The organism is Dyadobacter bucti (assembly GCF_005869225.1).
Taxonomy (GTDB): Bacteria; Bacteroidota; Bacteroidia; order Cytophagales; family Spirosomataceae; genus Dyadobacter; species Dyadobacter bucti.
Map to the genome: position 1 here is coordinate 1,020,617 of NZ_SWFP01000001.1, position 24,235 is coordinate 1,044,851.

General features: G+C 48.7%; 9 protein-coding genes and 1 pseudogene. 3 read left to right on the forward strand and 7 right to left on the reverse strand.

Translation table 11 applies throughout. The features are described 5' to 3' along the window. Positions 1–154 precede the first annotated feature (154 nt). From FBF61_RS03710 to FBF61_RS03740, 7 genes and pseudogenes are all read right to left on the reverse strand, one after another. Positions 155–13,924 carry a malectin domain-containing carbohydrate-binding protein gene (locus FBF61_RS03710; protein WP_138475803.1) on the reverse strand — a complete coding sequence of 4,590 codons (13,770 nt, stop codon included), beginning with the start codon at positions 13,922–13,924 and terminating at the stop codon, positions 155–157. A 983-nt stretch (positions 13,925–14,907) separates the two neighbouring features. Next, a complete protein-coding gene (locus tag FBF61_RS03715) occupies positions 14,908–15,273 on the reverse strand; it encodes a hypothetical protein (protein ID WP_138475804.1) in 366 nt (121 codons plus the stop codon). Between the two features lie 341 nt (positions 15,274–15,614). Continuing rightward, positions 15,615–15,773, reverse strand: a complete 159-nt coding sequence (locus tag FBF61_RS03720; protein ID WP_138475805.1) for an SDR family oxidoreductase — start codon at positions 15,771–15,773, stop codon at positions 15,615–15,617. A gap of 60 nt (positions 15,774–15,833) precedes the next feature. After that, a complete protein-coding gene (locus FBF61_RS03725) occupies positions 15,834–17,204 on the reverse strand; it encodes a Gfo/Idh/MocA family protein (RefSeq protein WP_138475806.1) in 1,371 nt (456 codons plus the stop codon). A 193-nt stretch (positions 17,205–17,397) separates the two neighbouring features. Further along, positions 17,398–17,577, reverse strand: a pseudogene (locus FBF61_RS03730) (RagB/SusD family nutrient uptake outer membrane protein); the annotation flags it as partial. Positions 17,578–17,714: 137 nt separating this feature from the next. After that, the gene (locus FBF61_RS03735) at positions 17,715–20,138 is read right to left on the reverse strand and encodes an ABC transporter permease (RefSeq protein ID WP_138475808.1); all 2,424 of its coding nucleotides are present in this window, start codon (positions 20,136–20,138) and stop codon (positions 17,715–17,717) included. A gap of 292 nt (positions 20,139–20,430) precedes the next feature. Next, positions 20,431–20,877, reverse strand: coding sequence for a hypothetical protein (locus FBF61_RS03740; protein WP_138475809.1), 447 nt, complete (start codon positions 20,875–20,877; stop codon positions 20,431–20,433). Positions 20,878–20,993: 116 nt separating this feature from the next. Between FBF61_RS03740 and FBF61_RS03745 the strand changes: the two genes are divergently transcribed. The 3 genes from FBF61_RS03745 (at position 20,994) to FBF61_RS03750 (ending at position 24,222) form a co-directional block, all read left to right on the forward strand. Next, a complete protein-coding gene (locus tag FBF61_RS03745) occupies positions 20,994–21,185 on the forward strand; it encodes a cold-shock protein (RefSeq protein WP_138475810.1) in 192 nt (63 codons plus the stop codon). A 422-nt stretch (positions 21,186–21,607) separates the two neighbouring features. Next, a complete protein-coding gene (locus tag FBF61_RS35460) occupies positions 21,608–21,736 on the forward strand; it encodes a hypothetical protein (RefSeq protein WP_374756599.1) in 129 nt (42 codons plus the stop codon). An 80-nt stretch (positions 21,737–21,816) separates the two neighbouring features. Further along, complete coding sequence (locus FBF61_RS03750; RefSeq protein ID WP_138475811.1) at positions 21,817–24,222, forward strand: phosphoketolase family protein; 2,406 nt, start codon at positions 21,817–21,819, stop codon at positions 24,220–24,222. Positions 24,223–24,235: the final 13 nt, after the last annotated feature.

The window sequence follows — 24,235 nt, forward strand, 5'->3', positions numbered from 1 at the left end:
TCCCAAGGAAGGTCCGTTCCATTCCCGGACACGTTCATGCATTTACGCTACCATCCAGGTTACCGAGGCGGCCGTTGCGGAAGCGGATGTAAAACAGGAAGCCGTCCGCAATGACTTGGGACGGCCTCCTGCATGACAATTGATCCTGGAATCTTTAATCTATAATCAACACCCTGATAATCTCTGATGTCGAGGCCGACTGCACCCTCAGCAGATAAACCCCGCTTCTCAGCGACAGATTGGTGATATCTACCTCGGCCTTCGATCCACCTTTCAAAGCTTCGGTAAGCCTTACAGGGTAAGTCCTGCCCGCGTCGCTGATCATCTGCAGGCTGATATTGCCCGCATGTTGCCCGGACACCTCCACGGTGAACCTTTTCTGCGCCGGATTCGGGTAAATCCTTGATTTTTCGTAAGTTATTTCCTCAGCAACTTCCCGAACAGGTTCGAAGAATTCCTGGCTTACCCTGCCGCCCGACGGAGCTCCCGAAGAAGTTCCCTGAACGATCAGCTGCGGTTGATTGGCCGCGTTTTCTTTGGTATTGAAAGACAGGTTCTTGTTCTGCGAAGTCGCGTTCCTGATCTGGAGGCTTACTACTTTGTCGCCGGCGGCCTGGGCCTGAACATAACTTGTAACATCCAGCTCATAATATTTCGCAACATTATTCACGCTTACCGAGCTCAATGCTGTGGCAGATGCCGAAGGAGCATTGTTAAAATTGATGCCCGTTTCTGTCCACGAATCATTATCGACACCGTAGGCTGACAAGTTGATACCCGTCGAGTTTTCCAGGTTGCTGCCATAAATGCGCAGTTTTGCCGAAGTCACGTCGCTCACATTGCCGAGCGAGAATTTCAGGTAAGAGGAACGCGTAATCCCGTCGCCGGAACCGGTCTTGACAAGCATGGCCTGCTCATTCCCGTAATTGATAGCAGAGTAGCTTCCGTTCCGGACGTGCGCATCAGCCTGTGGGGTCAATGTCAGGGTCACAGGTACTCCGCTTGCAGGAACTACTTCAATGGCAGAGATCTTTGGCTTGTTGGCTGCGCCGCTCAGGAAGTTGATATTCAGCACACCATCCGTTACTGTTACAGAGAACGTTTCCTGGATGGCCCTGATTGCACCGCCTGCTTTTGCATAAATATCATAGTTGGTCAGTTTACGGCTGCCTTCCATGTCCACGTTGAACATTCTCTTGCCGATTCCTCCCGCTCCTTTGCCCGGTGCCCCGAACCAGATCTCAGCAAAGTGCAGGATCACATTCATGGTACCGTTTTCAACAGGTATTGCGTAGTTAAATGCCGCAGACGAGCGTTCGGTCATGTACAGCGCATCGTCCGTTGTGTTCAGGATATCCACGCCGGTGATCGACGAAGTGCCGTCTGTGCCGCCAAAGTACTGGTCAGCACCAAACTGGCGGCTACCCGTGGCCAGGAAGCTTGGTCCTGCTGAATTGATGCGGACAAGTGTTCCACAATTTTGAGCGCGGTCCACAGAAACCTGGATCGTCCGGTTACACCCGCCCACTGCGTCGGTCACTGTCACTTCATACACGCCTGGAAGCAAATTGGTAGCCGTAGCCCCGGTTTGTGCCGGGCTGGTGGCCCAGGAGATCGTGTAGTTACCTGATCCTCCGGTGATGTTACCAACTGTCGCAGTACCAAATGTAGCATTGCAGCTCAAAACGGGCGCAGACACATCGAAAGCAAGGTTATTTTGTTCAGCAATCGTGAACACTTTGGAGGTTTCACAACCATTGGCCGTGTTTTCTTTCACAAAGAAAGTATAGTTGCCGGCTGCCAGATTTGCAAATGTTGGCGATGCCTGGTAGTTGCCGTTCGGCCCCAGTTTGTAAAGGAACGAAGTCGCCGCTGAGTTGGTCGCAGTAAAGGTAATCGAACCGTTAGCCATGCCGCAGGTCGCACTGTTTACGCTCTGCTGCACCAGCGTTACTGCATTCGGGTTTGCGCTGGCCGAGAAAATTTCCATCCCTGCCAGTGCCACGCGGTTTACCGTCGGGTTAAACTTCACGTCCAGCTTGCCATCTGCAACAGACACACTGAAATCTTTTACCAATGCCGCCTTGTAACCTGCCTCGCGGTGGATATCAAGGTTGGAAAGCCTGTTCTGGTCTTCCAGATTAATACTGAATACCCGTGAGCCGGTGGTGGTGAAGAAATTCTCGACAAAATGCATCCTTACCATATAGTTACCATTTGCCAACGGAACCACGTAACGGGTTTCGGCAAGGTCAGTGGTGGCCGACAGGTAGGTTTGGTACAACACATCATCGTCGGTACCTGCTATCGGCGTTGCAGCCGGTTTATCGAGCTGAACAGAACCCTGACGGTAGTTTTTATCAGATTCCCAAACTTTTCCATTGATCGTCACATTTGCGTCAGCACCACCTTTGATGCGTTTCAGAACTGAAATCATACTGCAATTGTCATCACCGATTCCATAAAGCGGGATCCGCAACGGAGACAGGTTGCTGTTGTAGGTTACCGTCAGGAAGGCATTTTTGATGCCTGCCGTGTTAGGATGGAAGCTCACGGAAAGGTGACTGGTATCCTGCGGGTTCAACACCGTTTTACTCGGCATTTCAGTAAAAAACTCGTTCTGGTTCGGTCCGGTGATCGCTACACTTTTGATTGTCAACGAAGGATCGGACGTACCGTTTGCATAAGTCTGTCCAAGATTCTTCAAATCCACAGTCACCGCATGGTTCATGCTGATCACTTGCGAGCCGAAGTCAACGGCTGAGGTAAGCGCTGCAAGTTCAGAGTAATTGGTCGAACCTGTTTCCGGTTTGATATTGGTTACATAATAAACGTTATCCTGGTAATCATAGTTGGTTACAGCCGGGTTTCCAATGTAGTCATGTCCGATGATGTACGCATTCGGGATGATGTTCCCGTTGGCGTCCATCGCCTTCCAGAATCGCATACCGATCTTGCCTTCAGAGTTCCGGGTACGGTCGGAGTAAGAACTTGCGATCCTGAAACCAAAATTACCTGTATGGTTGAAAGAACCTTCCGCCAGCAAACCGGATGTACCGTTTCTGAGCGGCAGTAAAGACTGGCCGTCCAGCGGATGATGCGTAAACAAGCTGGTAGTCGACGTAGAACCTTTGGTATAATACTGGAACGTTTCAGTGGCTGCGCAGCATCCGTGGTAACCCGCCATTTGTACAACAGATACCGGTTTGCTTGCATCAGCCCTCGTGAAGAAAGCGGAGATGATCTCGTCTGTGTTCAGGATCAGGCTGCTACCTGCGTTGGTACCATCGCTGCTGGTAAACCCTACATTGGATTTGAAGCCAAATGCACTGATGATCTCCTGCGCACGCGGTTCGCTGTTGCCCTCTCCCGCCGATTGCCACAACCCGCGGAGCACAATGCTCTTTTTAGGCGTAAGGTCGTCGTTGGAAAGGATATGCAGTGTATCGTTCAATACTCTTACACGGCCGGTTGGGAAGTTGGCAATAAACTGGATACCAATTTCAACCGAACCGGCAGGGTTCACCACAATCGGTGCCGCGGTGGCGGGATCGTAAGTTACATTGTTGACCGTCGCGATTTTCCAGCCGGCTGTGTTTGTAAAGTTCAGGTTGCTGATATTCAGCGCGCCTGCGCCTTTGTTGCTCACCTTAAGTTTAACTACATCATGGTTACGGTTGTAAGGCGTAAATGTTCCGTCTTCGTTAGTCCTTCTCCAAGGCACCTGGATCAGTGAGAATGTCAGCTGGTCGTTGCCAGGGAATTTATCGAGGTTTTCAACGAGCATACTTGCATTGCTTGCCGCTGGCTGAACCACGCTGAAAGAAACCGGGTCGGTAGTAGTCGTATTGTTATTACCGTCAATAGCACGTCCACGCAGGATATAAGTACCCGGAGTGTTGATCAGGATTGGTGAATAATAATCCTGGTATGCAGCATTGTTGAGGCTGTACTGTACTTTCGACAGGTTTGAGCCGCCCATATCCGATGCAGTCAAAGCAGCGATCACCTGGTTGCGGTACACACCTGCCGATTGCAATGTTCCGCTCAAAGCGAGTGATGCTACCGGCGAAATGAAGTCCCCTTCCGCAGTGGCAGGGTCGACTATCACAAAATTGATCTTTGTATTTGTTCCGCCTGTTGCGTCGACGGTCAGTTTTCCGTCCGTTACCGCAACGGTCACAGTAGCGATCCTGTTTGACATCTGGGCAGTCGGGATGAAATTGGTAATGGCAGTCACACCTTCCACGTTGATGCGGTGGTTACTGTCATAGAACCCGATATCTCCGGCAGCCACAGTCACATTATATTGTCCGTTCGGAACCTTCATTTCCCACGAACCCGGCGTTTGCGGACTGTTGCCCTGCATCAGCGCGAATGTGCGCAGACGTGTTTCAGCAGAGGTCACATTGCGCTCACGCATGCTGCCGGTGTGGTCTTTCGGAGCCTTGGTAGTGGGGTTAACCCAGCCGAAGCCGCGCGTATCGTCGTATGCCATCCCAATGTCCGCAATGTAACCTGCCGGTGTAGCAGTAGTGGAAAGCTGGAAGTTTACCATCGTGGCGTTAGCACTTACATCAGTCACACGCAGGTTTACCACCACCGAATCCATTGCAAAGTCTGCCGCAGTAGCTTTTACCACCGTGGTGTAAAGTCCCGCCGGAAGCCCCGATGTGTTGACCCCGAATGAGAGAATTCCCAATGCAGGGTTCGGCGTTGTCAGCCAGGTAGCTGGCGCAGTCCTGGTGAATGTTACAGGTCCCGGCGTGCCGTTTTTCGCTTCGAGTGTCAAAGTTTTGTTATCGGCAGTGCCATTGAGAGGCGCTGCGAAATCCATTGTTTTCTGAGTAAAGGCAAGTGCTTTGCGTGTACCGGCTGCGATTACATTTTCAAGAACGAAAACATAATCCTGGTAGTCACCATTGGAAGCATCTTCAAAGCAGACCAGGTAGCTGTTTGGTATCAGTACTCCCTGACGGTCCTTCATCGGATACACCCGTGCAGCATGCAGCGCAGGGCCACCGGCGTTGAGGGGATCTTCGGTATAGGAAAGACGGTTTTCAAGGCCGATCACGAAGATACCGAAAGGCCCGGCAGGATTGAACTGGTTGGTACCGGCTACAATCTGCGGATAAAGAATATTATGTTGTCCGAATACACCCGACAGCGTTCCTACATTGGTAAGCGCCGGAGCATTATCGGTTTTGGTATAATAACCAAAAGGCAGCTCCTGGTTGGGCGAGTAACGTGCCACCGGCTTAATGATCACAGGGCCATCGCCTGCTTTTTCAAAAAACTGCACAGGTACTTCTTCACCTTTCATCGTTGGCTGAATGCCGCCCACGAGGGCTGTCCAGCCGACATTGATATTGTAACCCAGCGTGTTTACCACTTTCTGCAGTGGCGGTTCGTTGCTGCCTTCATAACCATTTACCGACATGGCGTACAATCCTACCGTAAGAGCCGGGGCATTTACCGCATTGCTGTTGATGACCAAAGCTGCGTCAAAAGTATTAACAGTGTTGCCGGGGGCAAAGGTAACGTCGTAAGACTGCGTTTGTTCGGGAGCGAGCGTGCTGCTGGCAGTTTCGCCTTCTGGAATCACCTGTGTGACGCTGAAATTAGCTGCGGAAGTGCCGCTGATCGCCAAAGTTCCAAGGTTCAGTGCCGTAGTACCGGTATTGGTTACCGTGATACGCCTGGTTCGTGTTGTATTTTTTGTTGCGTCGAATACAAGTTCAGCATCGCTCGCCACGATCCGCGCCGAGGATGCAGGAGCGGTTACAGTGAGGGTTACCAGCATATTTGCGCTGGTATAACCATTAGCAGCCAATGTGAGGGTGGATTCGTAAGTACCCGGTGTAAGGCCTGTCGGGTCAATACCCAATGCTATGGTACCCAGTGCTGCATTTGGTAATGTAAGCCATTCTGCAACAGGCGATTTGCTCAGTGTCAGGGCCGGGCTGCCAAAGCTGGATGTCAGCGTCACATTCTGCGTTGCCGGAACAGGGCTGCCAAACAGGTGTTGAAAGGATAGTGAAGGAGCTGAAAAAGCAAGTGTCTTTTCAACCGGTGCACCGAAAGGCTTCACATTGGTTACCAATACAACCATATCCTGGTAGTCGAAACCTGAAATGTGCTCTTCCATAGCCACCACATAGGAATTCTCTACAATATTCCCGGCCGCGTCTTTCAGTTCATAAACCCGTACATGGTGCGGTATGGCGTTTGCGAAATTATTTAAAGCATCTTCACTGTACACGTGACGGTTGGCAAAATAGGGCCATCTTGAATAAAATCCGAATGAATCAGTTCCCGGATCAAAAGTCAGTGAACCGTTTACCTGCACATTCACAGTTTGATAGCTATTGTTGCCTACTGTGAACAGTTCGTTCTTGGCAGTTGGCTGACCTGAGCTGTACCATCCGAAACCTGTTACAATGCCGCCTGCATCCTGGGGACCAAATACCGAGATCGGTGCAATTTCAACAGGACCATCAGAAGCGCGCTGGAATGCCTGGACAGGAACTTCCTCGCCAAGCAATGCGGCATTGAAATTAGATGAATGGATGATATTGGTATTTTTATTATCGTCACCCACATTCACGTTGATACCATGTACGTCCAGTACCAGCTGCAATGAAGGCTCGTTGTTACCTGAAAGGCCAGTGGTGCCCAGTCCGCTCAGGGTGACCTGCTGTACCGGGTTGTTTTCGCTGGTGATCAGTATGGTCGCTTTTTTAACGCCTGTTGAGGTCGGGTTAAACACTACATTGAAAGTAATCGCGCTGCTGCGGGCGATCGTTACCGGTGAGGCAACCGAAGGTGCAGGTGCGCCTACCAGCTGGAACTGACTTTGGTCAACCCCTTCGATAGTAATGCCTGTTACTTTCAAAGGCGCGTTACCCGTATTGGCAACCGTCACCGGCCGTCCCGGCCCCGCTGCGCCACCTGTTACGTCGTTTTCTATGATCGAAGCTGGTGTTACGGTTGCAATGCCTTTTTGTTCGGACAATGCCGCAGCTTTCAGCAGGACGATCTGGGCAGTTTTGCCATTCTGGTTATTCCAGTTGTATTCAATTACATACAGGTTACCGGTTTCAACGTCCTCGGTAAGATCGAGCGGATTGGCAAAACCGGAAAGGCCCGTGATACCGTCGGTTCCTGCGCCGGTTTGCGCGCCGATGATGTCGTAAACATGATCGTCGGCCAGGGGCGAGTTAACCGCCGGGTCCGGTGCCATGCTGCCCGGTTCCATCACAATAATGTCACTTCCTCCAGAGAACCGGCACACAAGGATCCGTCCTTTCAATGCGCCATTGAATGCATTGCTTTTGTATTCTATTACACCGTTCGGTGATTTGTTTTCTTCAAAATCATACGCGGCACCACGGTAATTGGCATCCGGACCCTGTGTCTCCGGGTACAGCGGATTATCCAGATACCCCCTGTTGGCTACATACTCGCCACGAAGCGGGTTAGGGTGACCAAAATATCCTGTCGGTTTCAGCGGGTTCACACGGAAAAGCCAGTCTCTTTGCAACTTTACCGAAGACGTTCCGATTACCGGAGGGCCGCTGTAAAATGTTCCGTCGGGACGGCGAGTTCCAGGTACGGATGCCGGAGAATTACCACCTGCGGCCGAACCATTGGTAGGAACATACAACTGTCCGTTGGTATGCCAGACCATATCTACTGCATTGCGGATACCCGAAGCATAGATCGTCAAGGGTGAGTTGGCAGCATACGGGTTGTAAGTACCGTCCGACATTCTGATATTATCCACAGGCGCGGCGTTGATAAGTGCCTGGTTGGCAGTGGTACGCACGTCAAGAGGTAATGTAACGCCAGCCAGTTTGGTCAGGTCGAGGCGCATCAGACTCGCTGAAAGCAAAGTTTCTTCACGCTGCCATCCGGTGTCAAGTGCTCCCATAGAGCTGTTACTGCCCTGGTTGAAATAAAGTGCTCCGTCGGGACCGAAAGTGATGCTGTTGACAAGGTGATCCGCTTTTGAACGTGGCAGCTTCGTCAGTATCAATTGTTCTGATTCCAGGTCAGCGCCAGTCAAACGTGAAATGTTTCCGTCAAATTCGGGGGCATTGGTAAGGCCTGCGCTGCAATGCGAAATGTATGCGATGAGGTTCGTCGGCGTAGATTCAGGGGCGAAGGTCAGACCAACCGAAGAACGTAGGCCATATTTCGCTGTTAAAGTTTTGATCTCGGTTTGTTCCGAAAGCATCCCCGTGGTATGATCGACTGTAAAACGCTCGATCGTACCATCCAGGCGCAATGCGTACAGCTTGCCGTCAGGACCAAAAGTCAGACAGGTATATTTTTTCCCGATAGTACCCGGAATCACCACTTTCGGTGCAAACTCGGCTGCTACCGGGTTAGGGGCTCCTGTAACGGTACTGCTCGTTGTGAAGGTCGCCTCATAAGGCAGGAATGCAGCACCAGTATGCGATTTAACGCCCGATGTTACGATGAATTTGTATTTGGTAGACAATTCCAGCGAGAACTTCGGTTTGAAGCTGATCGCATCGTGGCCACCTGTTCCGTTCACACCAAGCGCTTCCACTTCGATCAGCTGTTCGCCGACTACTTTGAAAAGCTTGACGTTAGCCGTCGTGATAGTAGCATTGTCCACACCTCCCTGGAAACCCGGAACGGCTGGTACAAAAAGGTCATTGGCAGAAATCGGCGTAATGTTCACACTTACGTTGGTAGCGCCATCCAGCGGGGTGGACGACATTACGTAGGGCTGATTGGTACCGGGCGCCATGACAGTGATCTGGATCAAAGTGCTTGCGCTGGTGTGATTTGCTGCGGAAGCCGTAACTGTGGCAGTATATGTTCCTACTGCAAGTGATTTTGCAGCGATATAGTCGAATGTTACATTGGGCTCGTCACCATTGTGTGTCGGTGAGAACGAAAGCCAGTTGGACGCACCCTGTCCGTAAGTCGCGCTCAAAGTAATGGGCAGGCCTGCGGTGGTTGTAGAGTGGAAAAGGTCCAGTGAAGTCGTCTTGATGGTTTCATTGGTACCGGCATCAATCACAAGGCTGTGCTCGCTCGCCGACCACAGCAAATAAGGTCCCAGATCTATCGGCGTGATAATCGCTGAGTTGATTTTGGTATTGGTACCGCCATTGGCATTGATTGTCATGAAGCCGTCGGTAACAATTGCCCTTACTGTCGCAGATTTGAAACGGGTAGCAGAACCGGCGCTGCCTGTCGGTACAAAATTGCTGAATGCATTTACACCTTCAACATTGATAGTATGGCTTTCGGCAGCAGATTGGGGATCAGGATCTCCGGCAGAAACAGTAACATCGTAGATACCATTGACTACTTTCATTTCCCAGTAACCTTCGGCCTTCACACCATTGAAATTGCCCGGAAGGTCGTCGGCCTGCATGTGCATGAACGTGGCCTGGGTGATATCAGCTGGAGTGGTACGCTTGCGTCCGTTACCCGGGATATTACCTCCCACCGACAAATCGAGCGGAGCGCCGTCGGACGGACGTTTCCAGCCGTATTCAAGGCCGTTACCCTGGTTTGCGCCGGTGCGGGCACCGTACGCCTGACCGTAATCCCGGATCCAGCCTGTCGGCGGAACCGTGCCAGGATCCTGGAAGTTGATCTGGGTAACCTCTGCAACACCCGGTGCAGAAACCGTAAGGTTGATCAGCAGCGTGGCAGGCTCGTAACCCTGGGCGCTGGCAGTGACTACTGTTTCATAAATTCCGGGGGCCATGGTGGTGCTGAAATTGGCAGGACCAAATGTAACCGCGCCCAAAGTGGCATCAGGGATTGTAAACCAGCTTGCAGATGTATTGCTGAAAGTGATGGCAGGTGTTCCCTCGGAAGCTGCGAGCGTGGCAGTCTGAGCGGTCACCTGTTGACCCTGTGTTGCTGTAAAATCGAGGGCGTTGGGTGTGAATGTCAGCGTTTTTGCTGCGGCTGCATTCGAGGTAACAGAGAAGTTTTCGAAAGTAAAAGTTTCAGGTGTGCTGGCGTTGCGGTGCGTTGCGAAGATACCGGTATACACCGTTTTTCCCGCCAGTTCCAAATTGGTGATGTCGATCGCCGCAGGATTGGCTGCCGATGTATAGCGTGCACCCACATTTACATAGGTAACGCCGTCAACCGAATAAAAACCTTCCAGTTTACCATTTGTCAGATCCACAACCATTCTCAGACGAACGGTGCGCGTGTCAAGGCCCGCAACAGCATCGGTGATCCGCTGATCTGTGTTGACAATACCGCTTGTGTTGGAGGAAACATCATTCAGCTCCCTGCGCATTTCCAGCTTGTTTCCAACCACAACCAGTTTCACATAAGTCTTGTCGTTCAGGCCCAGCCACAGACCGGCCTGCTGTGAGGAAGTTCCGTTAAACGGAGTGATCAGTGTTGTTTCGACAGTAAGTTTGCCATCGGCAATTATACTTACCCCGAGGCTGTTGATCTGATTGTTGTTCGGCTGACCGGTATTGGAATAAGCGATCCCCTTGTTGGTAACAATGCTAAGCCTGCCGTCCGCGACAGTCAATTGGGATGGTTCGTAACCGATTATTGCCGAAGACGGCGTACCATCTGCCGCCTGGCGGGAGCCTGTGTAGGGGTCGGCCATTGTAAAACCGGTTTGAACACCGCTTTTGTCAACCAAACCACCTTCCGTACCGTCAAAATTCAGCAGGAAAGGCAGGTTCACTGCGATCTGGTCGCAGGGCAGGGTACTTAATGGAGAGCAAGGTATATCTGTTGGCATTGCTTCAACGGTCAGTGAAAAGTCTGCACTGGCGGCTGCGAGCAATTGGTCGGTCGCAATAATTTTAAGCGACACCGTGGTCGGTTCCGCCGGAGCGTTACCGCTGAATGCCTGTGTGGCAGGATCAAATGATATCCAGGATGGCAGCGCAGACCCGTCTGCGCGTGTAGCAGAATAGGTAAGTACATCACCTGCATTCGGATCGGAGAATGAACCTGTGATAAATGAGAATTGCTGCCCCGCGAAAACGTTTTGGTTTTCTGGTGCAGTCACGATGACCGGCGCATCATTGACGGCCGAAACAGGAAGGATCTCAATTGCGTTGATAATCGCTTTGTCTTTCGCTGCGATGAAATCAATGTTCAGCACGCCGTCAGTTACATTGGCGTCAAAACTTTTGACCACGACAACCTTACCCTGGTTACCGCCCTGGGCAAAAAGGTCAATGTCATCGAGTACGGTCACATTTTCCATTTTCACGTCAAATATCCGTGAATTGAGCGAAGTGTGCATATTTTCAACCATATGCAGCTTCACGGTATAGGCCCCGTTGGCGATAGGGATTGCATAAGCCAGGTTATAGCCTGCGCGGCGTTCGTAGTAAAGCTCCGGAACCGGGTGATTGCCGACAAGCGCAAAACTGCCGGTGGGCAGATCGCCCTGCAAAACCGCATACTGGTCGTCGGCATTGAAAACAGCACCATTCACGGTACGGGTAACGCCACCCGCATTAATGCGGTAAGGAGCCGACACAACCGGAAAATCAGTCTTTTTTATAGAAAAATCATCAAAAACATATTCCAGGTCCGTATTGCTGTCGTTGTTTCTTTTTGACCCGAAAATACCGGCCAGCAATGTTTGCCCGTTGAAACCCATATCTGAAACATCGATTGCAGATGGCTGCGCTTCGGTATTGTAACGCGATCCTACATTGACGTAATTAACACCATCCAGCGAGTAAAACCCTTCCATCTTGTTATGTACAAGATCCAGCACGAGCCGCAACCTTACTGTTGAAGAATTCAGGTTGGAAACTGTTTCAGTAATGCGTTGATGCGGATTGCTGAGAGAAGTGCTGGAAGTAGAAGCGTCGTTAAGCTCTCTCCGCATTTCAACTTTGTTGACAGTAGCGGCGAGTTTTATATAAGTTTTGTCATTCAACCCAACCCATAAACCGCCCTGTTCTGCATTGGAGCCGTTGAAAGGATTAATGATGGTAGTTTCAAAGGTCAGTTTGCCTCCTGCCGACGGTACCGCCACAGCCAGTGCGTTGATCTGGTTATTGCTGCCCGTGAAAGCAAGACCGTTATTAGCAAGGATGGTAAGCCTGTCGCCCCCGATGGTAAGCCTGGAAGCGTCGTAGCCTTTGAGGCCGTGTGCCGGTACAGCTCCATCGGCAGCGTGGCGGCTACCCGAATAAGCGTCGGCCAGGGTAAAACCTGTTCCTGCATTATTCTTGTCTGCCAGTCCGCCTTCGGTTCCGTTGAACGTAAGGCTGAAAGGCAGGGTAACCGCGAGCTGGTCGCATGGCAATGTACTATTGGGAGGGCAACCGGTGACCGGACTTGTAACGTTGAGTATAAAATTTGTGCTGACAGATGCTTTTCCGTCGGTGGCATTCACCTTGATGTTGTAATCGGCGGCAGTTGAGGGCGTTCCGCTGAACGTGCCGTTGCTGAAAGCCAGCCAGCCCGGCAGCGCGCTATCGTCGGTAAGAGTAGCTGTGAGTGTGAGGACATCATTGTCGTCATCTTTAAAAGCATTGGCCGGTACGGACAATGTAAAAGGCGAATTGGTACTGGCGGTCTGGGCAGGAATACCTGCATCTACCACAGGCGCGGCATTGACCGGTTCGGCAATTACCTCTGTCACGTTTATCGTCACCTCGGTAGAAGCTGACGCTGCCGGCGAAGCGTTATCTGTGGCAGTAACCGTGAAAGTGTGTGAAGCGGCCGTATCGAAATCGAGGGCCGAAAGCAGCGTAATCACGCCTGTTCCCGCATGGATCGCGAACTTACCGTCTCCTCCCGTCAATGCATACGTAATGGTCTGGTCGGCTGCGTCGGAAGCTGATATGGTGCCTATTTCAGCATTTACGGCCAGGTTTTCCGGATGTGTAAAAGTGTAGGATGTATTGGCGAAAACGGGTGCCTCATTGGGCTGCGGAACAGCAGGCCGGCTGACGGAAAAATTGTCAAAACGGAACTGGACACTGGCCGCGTCGCTGTTTCTTTTGGTTGCGAAAATTCCGCCATAGAGCGCCTGTCCGGCAAACCCCATGTCGGAAATATTGAGGGAAGTAGCTGGATACCTCGCTCCGATGTTGATATAATTTGCGCCGTCCAGCGAATAAAAACCATCTACCGTGTTGGCTGTAAGGTCCACGATCAGCCTCAGGCGGACGCTTGATGTATTCAAACCCGGCACGGACTCGGTAATGCGCTGGTGCTGGCTGGTAAGCTGTCCGTTTAATGCTGTGCTGGAAACATCGTTCAATTCTCTTCTCATCTCCACCTTATTGCCGGCGGCTGCCAGTTTCAGGAACGTTTTGTCGCCGAGGCCCACCCATAACCCTGCCTGCTCCGCATTGGAACCGTTCATCGGGTTGAGGACCGTAGTTTCGAAAATCAATGTACCCGAATTTTCCACACCGATGCCGAGGGCATTGATCTGGTTGTTGTTCCCCTGGTAAGCAATGCCCTTGTGTGCGTCGATCGTGAGCACACCATTGGCCACTGCCAGCCTGGAAGGTTCGTAGCCGATCAGCGCCGAAGAAGGCGAACCGTCGCCGGCCGCCCTGGTAGCGCTGCTGTAAATATCGACCATCCTGAACCCGGTACCGTTTCCGGCGGCGTCGGTCAAGCCGCCTTCCGTGCCGTTAAAATCCAGTGAAAATGGCAGTGCAGGGTTGATTTCCTCGCACTGCAAAGTAGTGATCAGCGAGCAGGCGGCAAAAGCCGGTGCTGCGGGAAGCCGGAAAGCCGAAGCTTTTCGCTCGGCTGATTTGCTTGCTGAACGTGAAACAGAACCGGTTTCTGTAACAGGACCAGACGCATAGGCGTGCACATTGCACAGCAGTCCGGCCAAAAAAATCAACTGCCAGATCTTTTGAAAATGGCGTAAATTTTGGACAGCGTAAAGATCTTTTTTCATGGTATGTGAAACGAATTGAACTGGTTTTCGGCTCTTCAGACGTGCATAGACGCACTTCTTCCGACCGGCTGGTTGAGTTAAGAGAGGATAACGATTTCGGGGGTATATCTAAATTCTACTTCAAAACTTGTAAATAGCACACAATGAGGCAATTATCAGCCATCATCTGATACGTATTATTCAGTATGCATTGATTATACTGCGGTTACTTACTGACAAAAGTCTGTAAACAATGTTTCCCGCAAAAACCCTTTGGATACCAAACGGGCAAATTGCATGTTAAAGCCTCCAAATATTTATAAAAACGGGCCGCAGGACGCGGTGCTCGGGAGGTTTTATCGCGGAAGATTTCAAAAAGCCGCCGATGATAAAAAATAGCATTATTCGCATTATTTTTTGTTAAGTAATTGTAAACGAGGATTAAAAAATGTAACCCTTGACCACATAGCCGCCGGTCGTTTTTTATAATATGTGTAAAGTTATACATTCAAATTCAAGTATTTCTCACCTGTCATCAAACTATATATGCACAATGTAATAATTATACGAATTACTTTGAGGCTCAATTTTTTTGATATCTAGCACAAGTTCGCTCAAAGGATGTAGCAAACTATATCCTATATACGTCAGAAAGGCAGATGTGCTGGTAGGAGAATTTCAAAGGAATTGCCGGAAAGAATGACAGAAATTTTATTTACCGGCCGAATACTTAATTTTCTTATAAATATTTCAATTTTTTATAAAACAAAATGCCGTTCAAATGATTGAAAGGCGCTTTTCGATGATTTGCCGGATAACCAATTGTATACTGTGCCGGATGCTTGCGGGCGTTCAATTCGGCGGGATGGACCGGTGAAAAAAAATTCCCGCTGAAATAAACTTTTTCAGATGTCGTCACTGCCAGACAGTGTGTCCACACGGAAATTTCGGCTCAAAAGCGAAATCCGGTTCTGCGGACCGGCTTTCATATGAAGGATAAAGTTTCAACACGACGTTACCGTCGCACCACATAAAACAGAGTTGTGTAATGAAGGCAATGTTTGCAACTCATCAGGGACGGGCAGGCCGTTGACCTCCAATTCCTGTTTGTGCTTATGTAATAGCAGCAACCAGCGATTTTCTACAACAAACATCCGACACTCGGTTTTTTTTGCTTGCTTTTGCATCAAAAAAGTTTTCTGAGACTGGTAATCAACGGCGTCCGAGTCCAGATCAAGAACCTGTTGCTTTTGTTTGATCACAAGCTGATGCCTTTTATATTCTTGTGCGGTAAGTTCAAAGGACCTTTCGCTCAGGTGCCTGATGAGTATACATGCATGGTCAGGAGTAGATGGTATTTTCGGGGACATAAAGTAAAGTTTAATTTAACTTGCTTAGTAAACAAGTGGTAACTATCTAGTTATCAATAATATATTATTACTGTCACAAAGATTAGGCCAGTTCAAACTGTGGACTAACTGGTGTGATTTCACCATTCTTCTGGCTTTAACCTGTGGCTTTTTAGCGCACTTGTCTCTTGTTTTGAACACAGATACCACCCTTTCCCGCAAAAAACGAACTGTCCGTTCATTGCTTGCAGGCCGGTGACACTACTGCGTGAGACAAAATACACTGAAATAGTTCGTAAGTGGGCGCGAGGAATAATAGCCCGACGGAAACCCTGGAAACCCCCAGGCCAGAGTATGCCCACTTACAAAACAGGGAAGTTGCCGCCATCGGCGACCAAATTGTGTCCTGTGATATAGGAAACCTTTGAAACCAAGAAAAGCATCAGTTCTGCTATTTTGGCAGGATCTGCCATCCTTCCGAGGGGTATAACTCCCGCCCTTGCCAGCAATTTTTCAGTCATTTCCTCTGTACTGCACCCTGCCGAGGCAGCCAGGTGATAATAGAAAGCTTCATTTTTATATTACACTTTGTGTTTTCTATAAAGCTCTCCCCAGGGCTCGCGCATCACACGGGCACGCAACTGATTTGCCGCAAAATTTTCTACAAACTCCTCTTTTTCGGGGTTCCATTTCAAATCCTGATTGAGCAGCAAGGCAATGTTCCCCAGATGAGCGATGGTCACAGAACGATGCCCGATCTCTGCCGGTGCAGCCGTCGGTTTCCGCGAGATTACGCAGTCTACAAAGTTGCGGTAATGGTTTTCACTTTTATACAGACGCAACTCTGTATCGCGGATTACGGTAGAATCGATCTTTTCGGGAGTGACTTTGTAACTACCTCTTGATACCCAAACCTGGCCTTCCGAACCGTGAAAGGTAATGCCACGAGGCGCCTGGGCCGCATCCGATCCCACAATCAATTGAACGCCGTTTTCGTAAATGCATTCAAAATAGAATTCCACCGCCGTATTCCAGACCGGATCTTTCGACCACTTCGCTTTGGCGTTTCTGACCTCTACCGGACCGGTATGGTCCGTTCCGATTCCCCATTGTGCAATGTCGAGATGGTGCGCTCCCCAGTCGGTGACCATCCCTCCGGAATAGTCCAGGTTCCACCTGAAATTAACATGGGTCCGCGCCGGACAGTAAGGAGCCTCGGGAGCTGGGCCCAGCCAGGTTTGGTAATCAAAATCCTCCGGGACCGAAGTCGGAGCCGTCAAATGACCCGTTTTCCCAAAATCAGGCGTCCCTCCGGGCAAGCCGCAAACCACCTTTTCCAACTTGCCGATCCTGCCGTTTCTCACCAATTCGCAAGCCCGGAGGAATTCCGGTGCCGATCTTTGCTGGCTGCCAGTCTGAAACACGACCCCATACTTTTTTACTGCATCGCTCATCGCCCTTCCCTCGGAAATGGTCAGCGATAAAGGTTTCTGACAATACATATCTTTTCCGGCTTTGGCTGCCATCAGCACCGGTATAGAATGCCAGTGGTCGGGTGTCAGCACCGCCACCGCGTCGATGTCTTTGCGATCGATCACTTCCCTGAAATCGAGCGATCCTTTGGTCGATTTATAAGTCTTACCGTTCTCCTTGCTGTAAAAATCATCAACGAGTTCCATGAGATACTCGCGACCACCCAATTTTCCGTCCCAGTAGCCGGTGCTTTTCTTATTGACGTCGCAAATGGTGGTAATCTGGACCCGCTTGTCGGGCAGGAAACCTTTTACGTCATTTTCGGCCTGATTGCCTGCTCCGATGAATGCCAGATTGATCCGATCCGACGGACTTACAAATCCGTTTTTCCCAAGCGCCGACGCGGGGATCAATGTGGGAAATGCGATCGCCGAGGTAGCAGCACCCGCGGCATTTTTGATAAAAGCTCTTCTTTTCATATTCATTTAATATGTCGGATCAGGTATCTTTATGTAATCAAAAACTGTCAGTATACTGGATTTTGACCGGGTTTAAGCAATTCCGGGTGGCTGTCCATTTCAGCAATCGGAATCGGCATCAGCAAAATGAACGGTGACATCAAACCCCAGAGCGTTTCGTTGTATTGCGGCCCCATGTCGACCTTCTCGCCCGTTACCGTATGCCGTTCACATGTTCCAGTGCTTTTGTCACCTGGTTTGTTTGTAGATAAGCCTCAGCCACCCATAATTTAACGTCGGCCAGACGAAGAATTCGCGTATTATTAATTGAAATGGTGCCGGCAATCCCTGCATATTTACCTCTTTCGCCATTAATGTATGTCACGAGCTGGTAGCCTCCTTTGAATGAAAACGCCCCATTACGGACTCAAAGCACGAATGCCCCTGCCAGTGTGTTCCGCTCATGCATCGAACTGAATTTGATCGGAAGGATGCGACACCTGGACCAGTACTTCCCCAATAGGTAAAAACTTATTCCCCACGTAAGCTCTTCACGGGGTTCGTCAACGCTGCTTTGACACTTTGAAAACTTACAGTTACCAAGGCAATTCCTATTGCCAGCACACCAGCAACCAAAAATGCCCATAACCTGATGTCAGTTTTATACGCGAAGTCCTGTAACCACCAGGTCATAGCGTACCAAGCAAGGGGCGAAGCCAATAGGATAGCTAGAACGACCGGCTTGAGAAAATCCCTTGACAATAGCATGACGACGCTGCCTACGCTGGCTCCCAGCACTTTTCGAATACCAATTTCCTTTGTACGATTTTTAGCCGTGAACATCGCCAGACCCAAAAGACCTAAACAGGCAATACCAATTGCTACTAGCGCAAACCAACCAAACAGATCGGCTACCCGTTCATCCGATTCGTACTGCCTTTGAAAATGATCATCCAAGAAAAAAAATTCAAATGCATTGCCGGGAAATGCTTCCTGATAGTCTTTTTGAAGCATTGCTACTGATTGCCCCAGATGATTGCTTCGTAATGCAATCGTCAAAAAGCTACTATTCCAGGGTATATGCTGAAAAATAATAGGACCATTTGCCGTTTTCAGGGATTGCTGATGAAAGTCATTAACGACGCCAACAATCTTCTTAGGTATCACGTTGCCAATTTCCTGATTAATCGCCTCTTCAGCCGATGTAAAGCAAAAAGCCTTTAAGGCGCTTTTATTAACAATAACCGATTCGTTATCAAGTAATAAATCCTTACTGAAATTTCGTCCGGCCAATAACTTAATGTTATACGTTGGTATAAAATCCTCATCAACAGCCAGCATACTGCACAGTTTGAAATCGGCGGCAGCCTGATGGAACCGTTGCCATTCGGCTGTCCAGAAAATTTCCTGCCCCGGAACCTCGGAGGAAGCAGTAACCTGACGGACACCGGTATGCGATAATATCCGGTCCTTGAAGAAGCGAATGTCATTGGTAAAGCTGTCTGTTCGCAATATTTTGGGGGCTTTAACTACAAGCTGCTGGCTGATGTTCATCCCTAAATCCTGCTGCTGCATGAAAGTAAGCTGCTGATTGATGACCAATGTGGCAATAATCAGGAAAACCGAAGCTGTAAACTGAAACACTACCAGGGATTTACGGAACGATTCGCCTCCGGTTTGCTTAGGCAAATACCCTTTTAAAATGGCAGTCGGTTTAAACGAGGAAAGGACAAAAGCAGGGTAAAATGCGGAAAGAAAAAAACCCAGAAAAACCACAGTGAAAGATACGATCCAGAACAAGGGGTCCAGAAGCATGGAAAAGCCGTTGGTAGCCTGAATCCAATCGGAAAAGATCACCAGCGCCAGTAAGAAAAGGCCAATTCCGATGAACACAGAGAACAAGTTAAGGCCTAACGACTCAACAAGAAATTGCTGAATCAGTTGTCGTTTTGCGGAACCCAGTGCTTTGCGGAGACCTACCTCCTTAGCACGTTCAATTCCTCTGGCCGTGGACAGGTTTATATAATTTAGCCAGCCAATGGCCAGAATCAGGAAAGCAACCAGGATAAACACATAAACGGTACCAATTTTTCCGTTTGGTTCGACTTCTGATGCTGTTTGAGAATGGAGGTGAATGGAACGAAGGGGTTGTAAAACGAATGTTTGCGTGACTTTATACTTTTTTAGTTGTTTTCCGATATGCTTTTCAATTACACCAGAAAGCCTCCTCTCCAATGCTTTTGGCAAGGTACCTGGTTTAAGTAGCAGATATGTATAGAAATTGGTCCAATACCAGCCTCCTGTGGCAAACTGCTGATTTTTAAGCAGATTCTGGATGGCAAAAACAAAATCGAAATGGATATGACTGTTCACCGGAATATCCGCAAAGACCCCTTCGACAATGTAGTCACCTCCCTGCCAATCCGAACTTAACGAGAGCGTTTTGCCAATCGGATTTTGCCGACCAAAATACTTCCGGGCCGTCGTTTCTGAAATCACCACGGACTCAGGCCGACGCAGCACCTGATTGGCAGCGCCTCTTAGCAACCGGAATGAAAATACATCAAATAGAGACGAGTCGGCGTAAAATGCCTTTTTCTCATGATAGCTGATCAGTTCTCCCGATGGTTTCCGGTAACTGACCATGCCGTCTGCCCTGTGCAGCCGAACAAAATTCTCAACCTCAGGAAAGGTTTCTTTTATGGCCGGAGCTTCGGCGTGGTAGCTGATTGTACTGCTGTTGGTAAGAACACCCTGTTTATAATCATCGAGTCGAATACGATAGATATTTTCAGCATTAGTATGAAATTCATCATAGCTAAACTCAGAGAATACATACTGAATGATCAAGAGAAAAGCGGCTATACCAGCAGCCAACCCAAATATCATAATGAACGAAATTGCCTTATTCTTCAACAGATTACGCGAGGCAACTGTAATGTAATTTTGTATCATAGCCAACGTGAGTTTAGATCAGACAATGCCGATGATGTCCTGTTTTAATTGATATAAACCAAATGTATAACTTATTTATTAGTTTAAAAACTATACAATTAGTTAAAAAGCAGAGCCGTTCGATTTTTGTACTGCCTTTAACTTGGCGAGCTTAGAAGAGGATGGAAAGGGCAAACTGAAGTGCATTACCCTACGGGGGCAGTGACCACCTATAGGGATTCCGAAAATGAATTCCACAGACGGTATTGTACCTTATTTACAAAACAGCTCACTCAAAAATAAAAGCGGCCCGTTATCCGTAAATTACCAAAGCGCGGGGAGGAATAGTTAATCGGATCGCCTTACCATTCCGCTCTTCCACATTGAGTTCGGCGGGACTCAGCTCTGAGGCGAACAAGCATCGCATACTGGAATTTACCTCATGCAAGGCGTTGTCTATAGTTGCATAGCGTACCGCCAGATCATACTCGTCTAAATTCACAGCACAAAGGACCTCTTTACCATCCAGTATTCGCGACCAAGCAATCACCTGGTGTTCAGAGAGTAAAGTTGGGTCCGGAAAAACAAAATCGATCCCGTTTTGAGAAGTTGCCCGTATATAAAATTCGCCTTTGAGTAGAATAGGCCGGGTTTGCACAAGCGTATTTAGCCGCTCTAATTGCGCCGGGCGGAGCTTCTCGAGATGCGTATAAATTCCAAAGATCTGCTGATCGGAAGGCCCCCCAAATAAATTTTCCATAACATAATAGACGCAACTGATTTCTCAAAAATAGAATCATATTTTACGTTTTGTATAAAATACTTGTATATATCGGAATATTATTTTACATTTACACTTTATTATAAAATAAAGTTATGAATAAAGGAACAGTTAAGTTTTTCAATGACACCAAAGGTTTTGGTTTCATCGCTCCCGAACATGGTGGTGCGGATCTTTTTGTACATGTATCTGGCCTGATCGATGATATCCAACAAAATGACAGTGTATCTTACGAAGTTGAAGATGGCAGAAAAGGCCTGAATGCAGTTAATGTATCAGTAATCTGACCATTTATATTTGCTAGCATTGAAAAATCCTCCCAACCTGGGAGGATTTTTTGTTTTATGACCGGTCACATCCGATTGAAAACTTAATATCATTTTAGACCATTAAAAAAGTTTTTCGGAGCTGCGCACTTTTTCCAGTATTCAGTCAACCGCAGACGCGGAAACTGAAAAAATCATAACAGGGCTCTGGATCAGGCCCCGGATCGATCGGTAGCACTTGTGATTTGCAGCCGGATATTTTTTTCCCAATCAAATAATCCACCCGTTTCTAACCTGTGATTGATGCAACTTGTTGCAGCGCATCTGTAACAGTTTGCGCGCAAAATAGCCTCAACTTTATTGTTATTGCCCGCTGATACTTATCACTGATGAATTGATGAGTTAGTAAAGCAAAATGGTTTCAACTGTGATTAAAAGCGGTTATGACTGATTTGACAAACAATAATCTCACCACTAATGGGAGGTCATCAAGAACTGGTGTGCGTTTTTCACCTGCCTCGGGCGTTATGATGGGAGGCCGCAGTGGACACTTTGACCCTGGCGTCGCCTGATAAATAATGAAGTTTGAAAAGTCAAGTTCCCAGCAGGCTTGTCAGCCAGGTTTTAAATCTTGCCATTAAACAATAGAATTATGGAAATTGAAGAAGCTGGCCTTGAAGTAAAAACTTTATCGCCGGAATTACTGAGAAAAATGAATGCCTACTGGCAGGCAGCCAACTATTTATCAGTTGGCCAGATATACCTATATGGCAATCCGTTACTGAAAGAAAAGTTGACGCTTGAACATATCAAACCACGGCTACTGGGGCATTGGGGTACTACGCCCGGACTAAATTTTATTTATGTCCATCTTAACCGTATCATCAAACAGTACGATCTGAATATCATTTTTGTGACTGGCCCGGGGCATGGAGGTCCCGGACTGGTGGCTAATACTTATCTGGAAGGAACGTACAGCGAAGTTTACCCTGATATCACAGAAGACGAAACCGGATTACAGAAACTTTTCAAGCAGTTTTCATTTCCCGGTGGTATCCCCAGTCACGTAGCGCCGGAAACTCCCGGCTCCATTAACGAAGGCGGTGAACTTGGTTATTCACTTGTCCATGCTTTTGGTGCTGTTTTTGACAATCCCTATCTGATCGCAGCATGTGTCATCGGTGATGGCGAAGCTGAAACCGGGGCACTGGCGGCAAGCTGGCATTCGAACAAATTCCTGAACCCCGTTCATGATGGCGCGGTACTTCCGATCCTGCATTTGAATGGTTATAAAATAGCCAATCCCACAATTTTAGCGAGAATTCCAAAAGAAGAACTGGAACAGCTTTTCCGCGGCTACGGATACAACCCTTATTTTGTGGAAGGTGAAGATCCGGACACCATGCACGAATTACTGGCTTCTACATTGGATATTGTGATAGAAGAAATCCGGGAGATACAGAGTGAGGCGCGGGTTTATGGATATCAAAAGCGCCCGGTTTGGCCGATGATCATTTTCCGTTCGCCAAAAGGATGGACAGGGCCAAAAGTGGTCGACGGGCTTCCAATAGAAGGAACCTGGCGCGCGCATCAGGTTCCACTGGCAGAGCTGGCCACCAAACCAGATCACGTCCAAATGCTTGAAAACTGGATGAAAAGCTACAACCCCGAATTGCTTTTTGACGAAAACGGAAAGTTGATCGCCGAACTTGCTGAACTGGCCCCGAAAGGCAACAGAAGAATGGGCGCACATCCAAGTGCCAACGGCGGATCGCTCCTGGTGAACTTAAAAATGCCCGATTTCAGAGATCATGCAGTTGCAGTGCCTACCCCCGGAAATGTCACTGCCGAAGCAACCCTGCTCTCGGGTGGGTTTCTCAGGGATATAATGAAAACCAACTGGCATGAACGGAATTTCAGGATTTTCGGTCCTGATGAAACCGCTTCCAACCGACTTTCCCATTTATTTGAATTAACCGAAAGAACATCCACCGCTGAGATCGTTCCGGGTGATAACCACATTTCGCCTGATGGCCGGGTAATGGAAGTCCTCAGTGAACATCTTTGTCAGGGATGGCTGGAAGGGTATTTGTTAACTGGCAGGCATGGGCTATTTTCCTGTTATGAAGCATTCATTCACATCGTGGATTCGATGTTTAACCAACATGCAAAGTGGCTTCAAGTTACCAGGAACCTGCCATGGCGTAAACCAATCGCCTCGCTGAATTACCTGCTTACCTCGCATGTTTGGCGTCAGGACCACAATGGAAATAGTCACCAAGACCCTGGTTTCCTGGATGTTGTAGCCAATAAAAAGGCAGACATTGTCCGCATCTATTTGCCACCGGATGCCAATACTTTGCTTTCGGTAACAGACCATTGCCTCAGAAGCCGGGATTATATCAATGTGATCGTTGCCGGGAAACAGCCCGAAATGCAGTGGCTGGATATGGATGCCGCGATCAAACATTGTACGGCGGGCTTGGGCATCTGGAAATGGGCGAGTAATGACGAAGGCTTTGAACCCGATGTGGTCATGGCCTGCGCCGGAGACGTGCCTACGCTTGAAACCATTGCAGCTGTCCAAATTCTCAGAGAGCATTTACCTGAATTAAAGATTCGTGTTATTAATGTGGTGGATCTGATGGCGTTGCAACCTGAAAGCGAACATCCGCATGGATTGAATGACAAGGATTTTGATATTCTTTTCACCAAAGACAAACCCATCATTTTCGCATTTCATGGATACCCGTTGCTGATCCACCGCCTCACCTACCGCCGTACCAATCACAAAAATCTGCACGTGCGCGGATATAAAGGTGAAGGGACAACCACGACCCCTTTTGATATGGTTGTGCTCAATGATCTGGACCGGTTCCATCTGGCTAGCGACGTCATTGATCGTCTGCCAGGTTTAGGCGCAAAAGGTGCCTATCTCAAACAATATCTCCGCGACAAGCTGCTCGATCACAAAGCTTACATTAACATCCACGGCGAAGACATGCCCGAAATTTTGAATTGGACATGGAATTCAGATCAATCAACCTACCTGGTTTAAAAAACAACCATAA

Excerpts from the sequence above, each read along its gene's own strand:
- FBF61_RS03715 (WP_138475804.1), bottom strand. The coding sequence starts at position 15,273 with ATGTCCCCGAAAATACCATCTACTCCTGACCATGCATGTATACTCATC.
- FBF61_RS35460 (WP_374756599.1), top strand. The coding sequence starts at position 21,608 with ATGACTGATTTGACAAACAATAATCTCACCACTAATGGGAGGTCATCA.
- FBF61_RS03745 (WP_138475810.1), top strand. The coding sequence starts at position 20,994 with ATGAATAAAGGAACAGTTAAGTTTTTCAATGACACCAAAGGTTTTGGT.
- FBF61_RS03720 (WP_138475805.1), bottom strand. The coding sequence starts at position 15,773 with ATGACTGAAAAATTGCTGGCAAGGGCGGGAGTTATACCCCTCGGAAGG.
- FBF61_RS03725 (WP_138475806.1), bottom strand. The coding sequence starts at position 17,204 with ATGAAAAGAAGAGCTTTTATCAAAAATGCCGCGGGTGCTGCTACCTCG.
- FBF61_RS03710 (WP_138475803.1), bottom strand. The coding sequence starts at position 13,924 with ATGAAAAAAGATCTTTACGCTGTCCAAAATTTACGCCATTTTCAAAAG.
- FBF61_RS03735 (WP_138475808.1), bottom strand. The coding sequence starts at position 20,138 with ATGATACAAAATTACATTACAGTTGCCTCGCGTAATCTGTTGAAGAAT.
- FBF61_RS03740 (WP_138475809.1), bottom strand. The coding sequence starts at position 20,877 with ATGGAAAATTTATTTGGGGGGCCTTCCGATCAGCAGATCTTTGGAATT.
- FBF61_RS03750 (WP_138475811.1), top strand. The coding sequence starts at position 21,817 with ATGGAAATTGAAGAAGCTGGCCTTGAAGTAAAAACTTTATCGCCGGAA.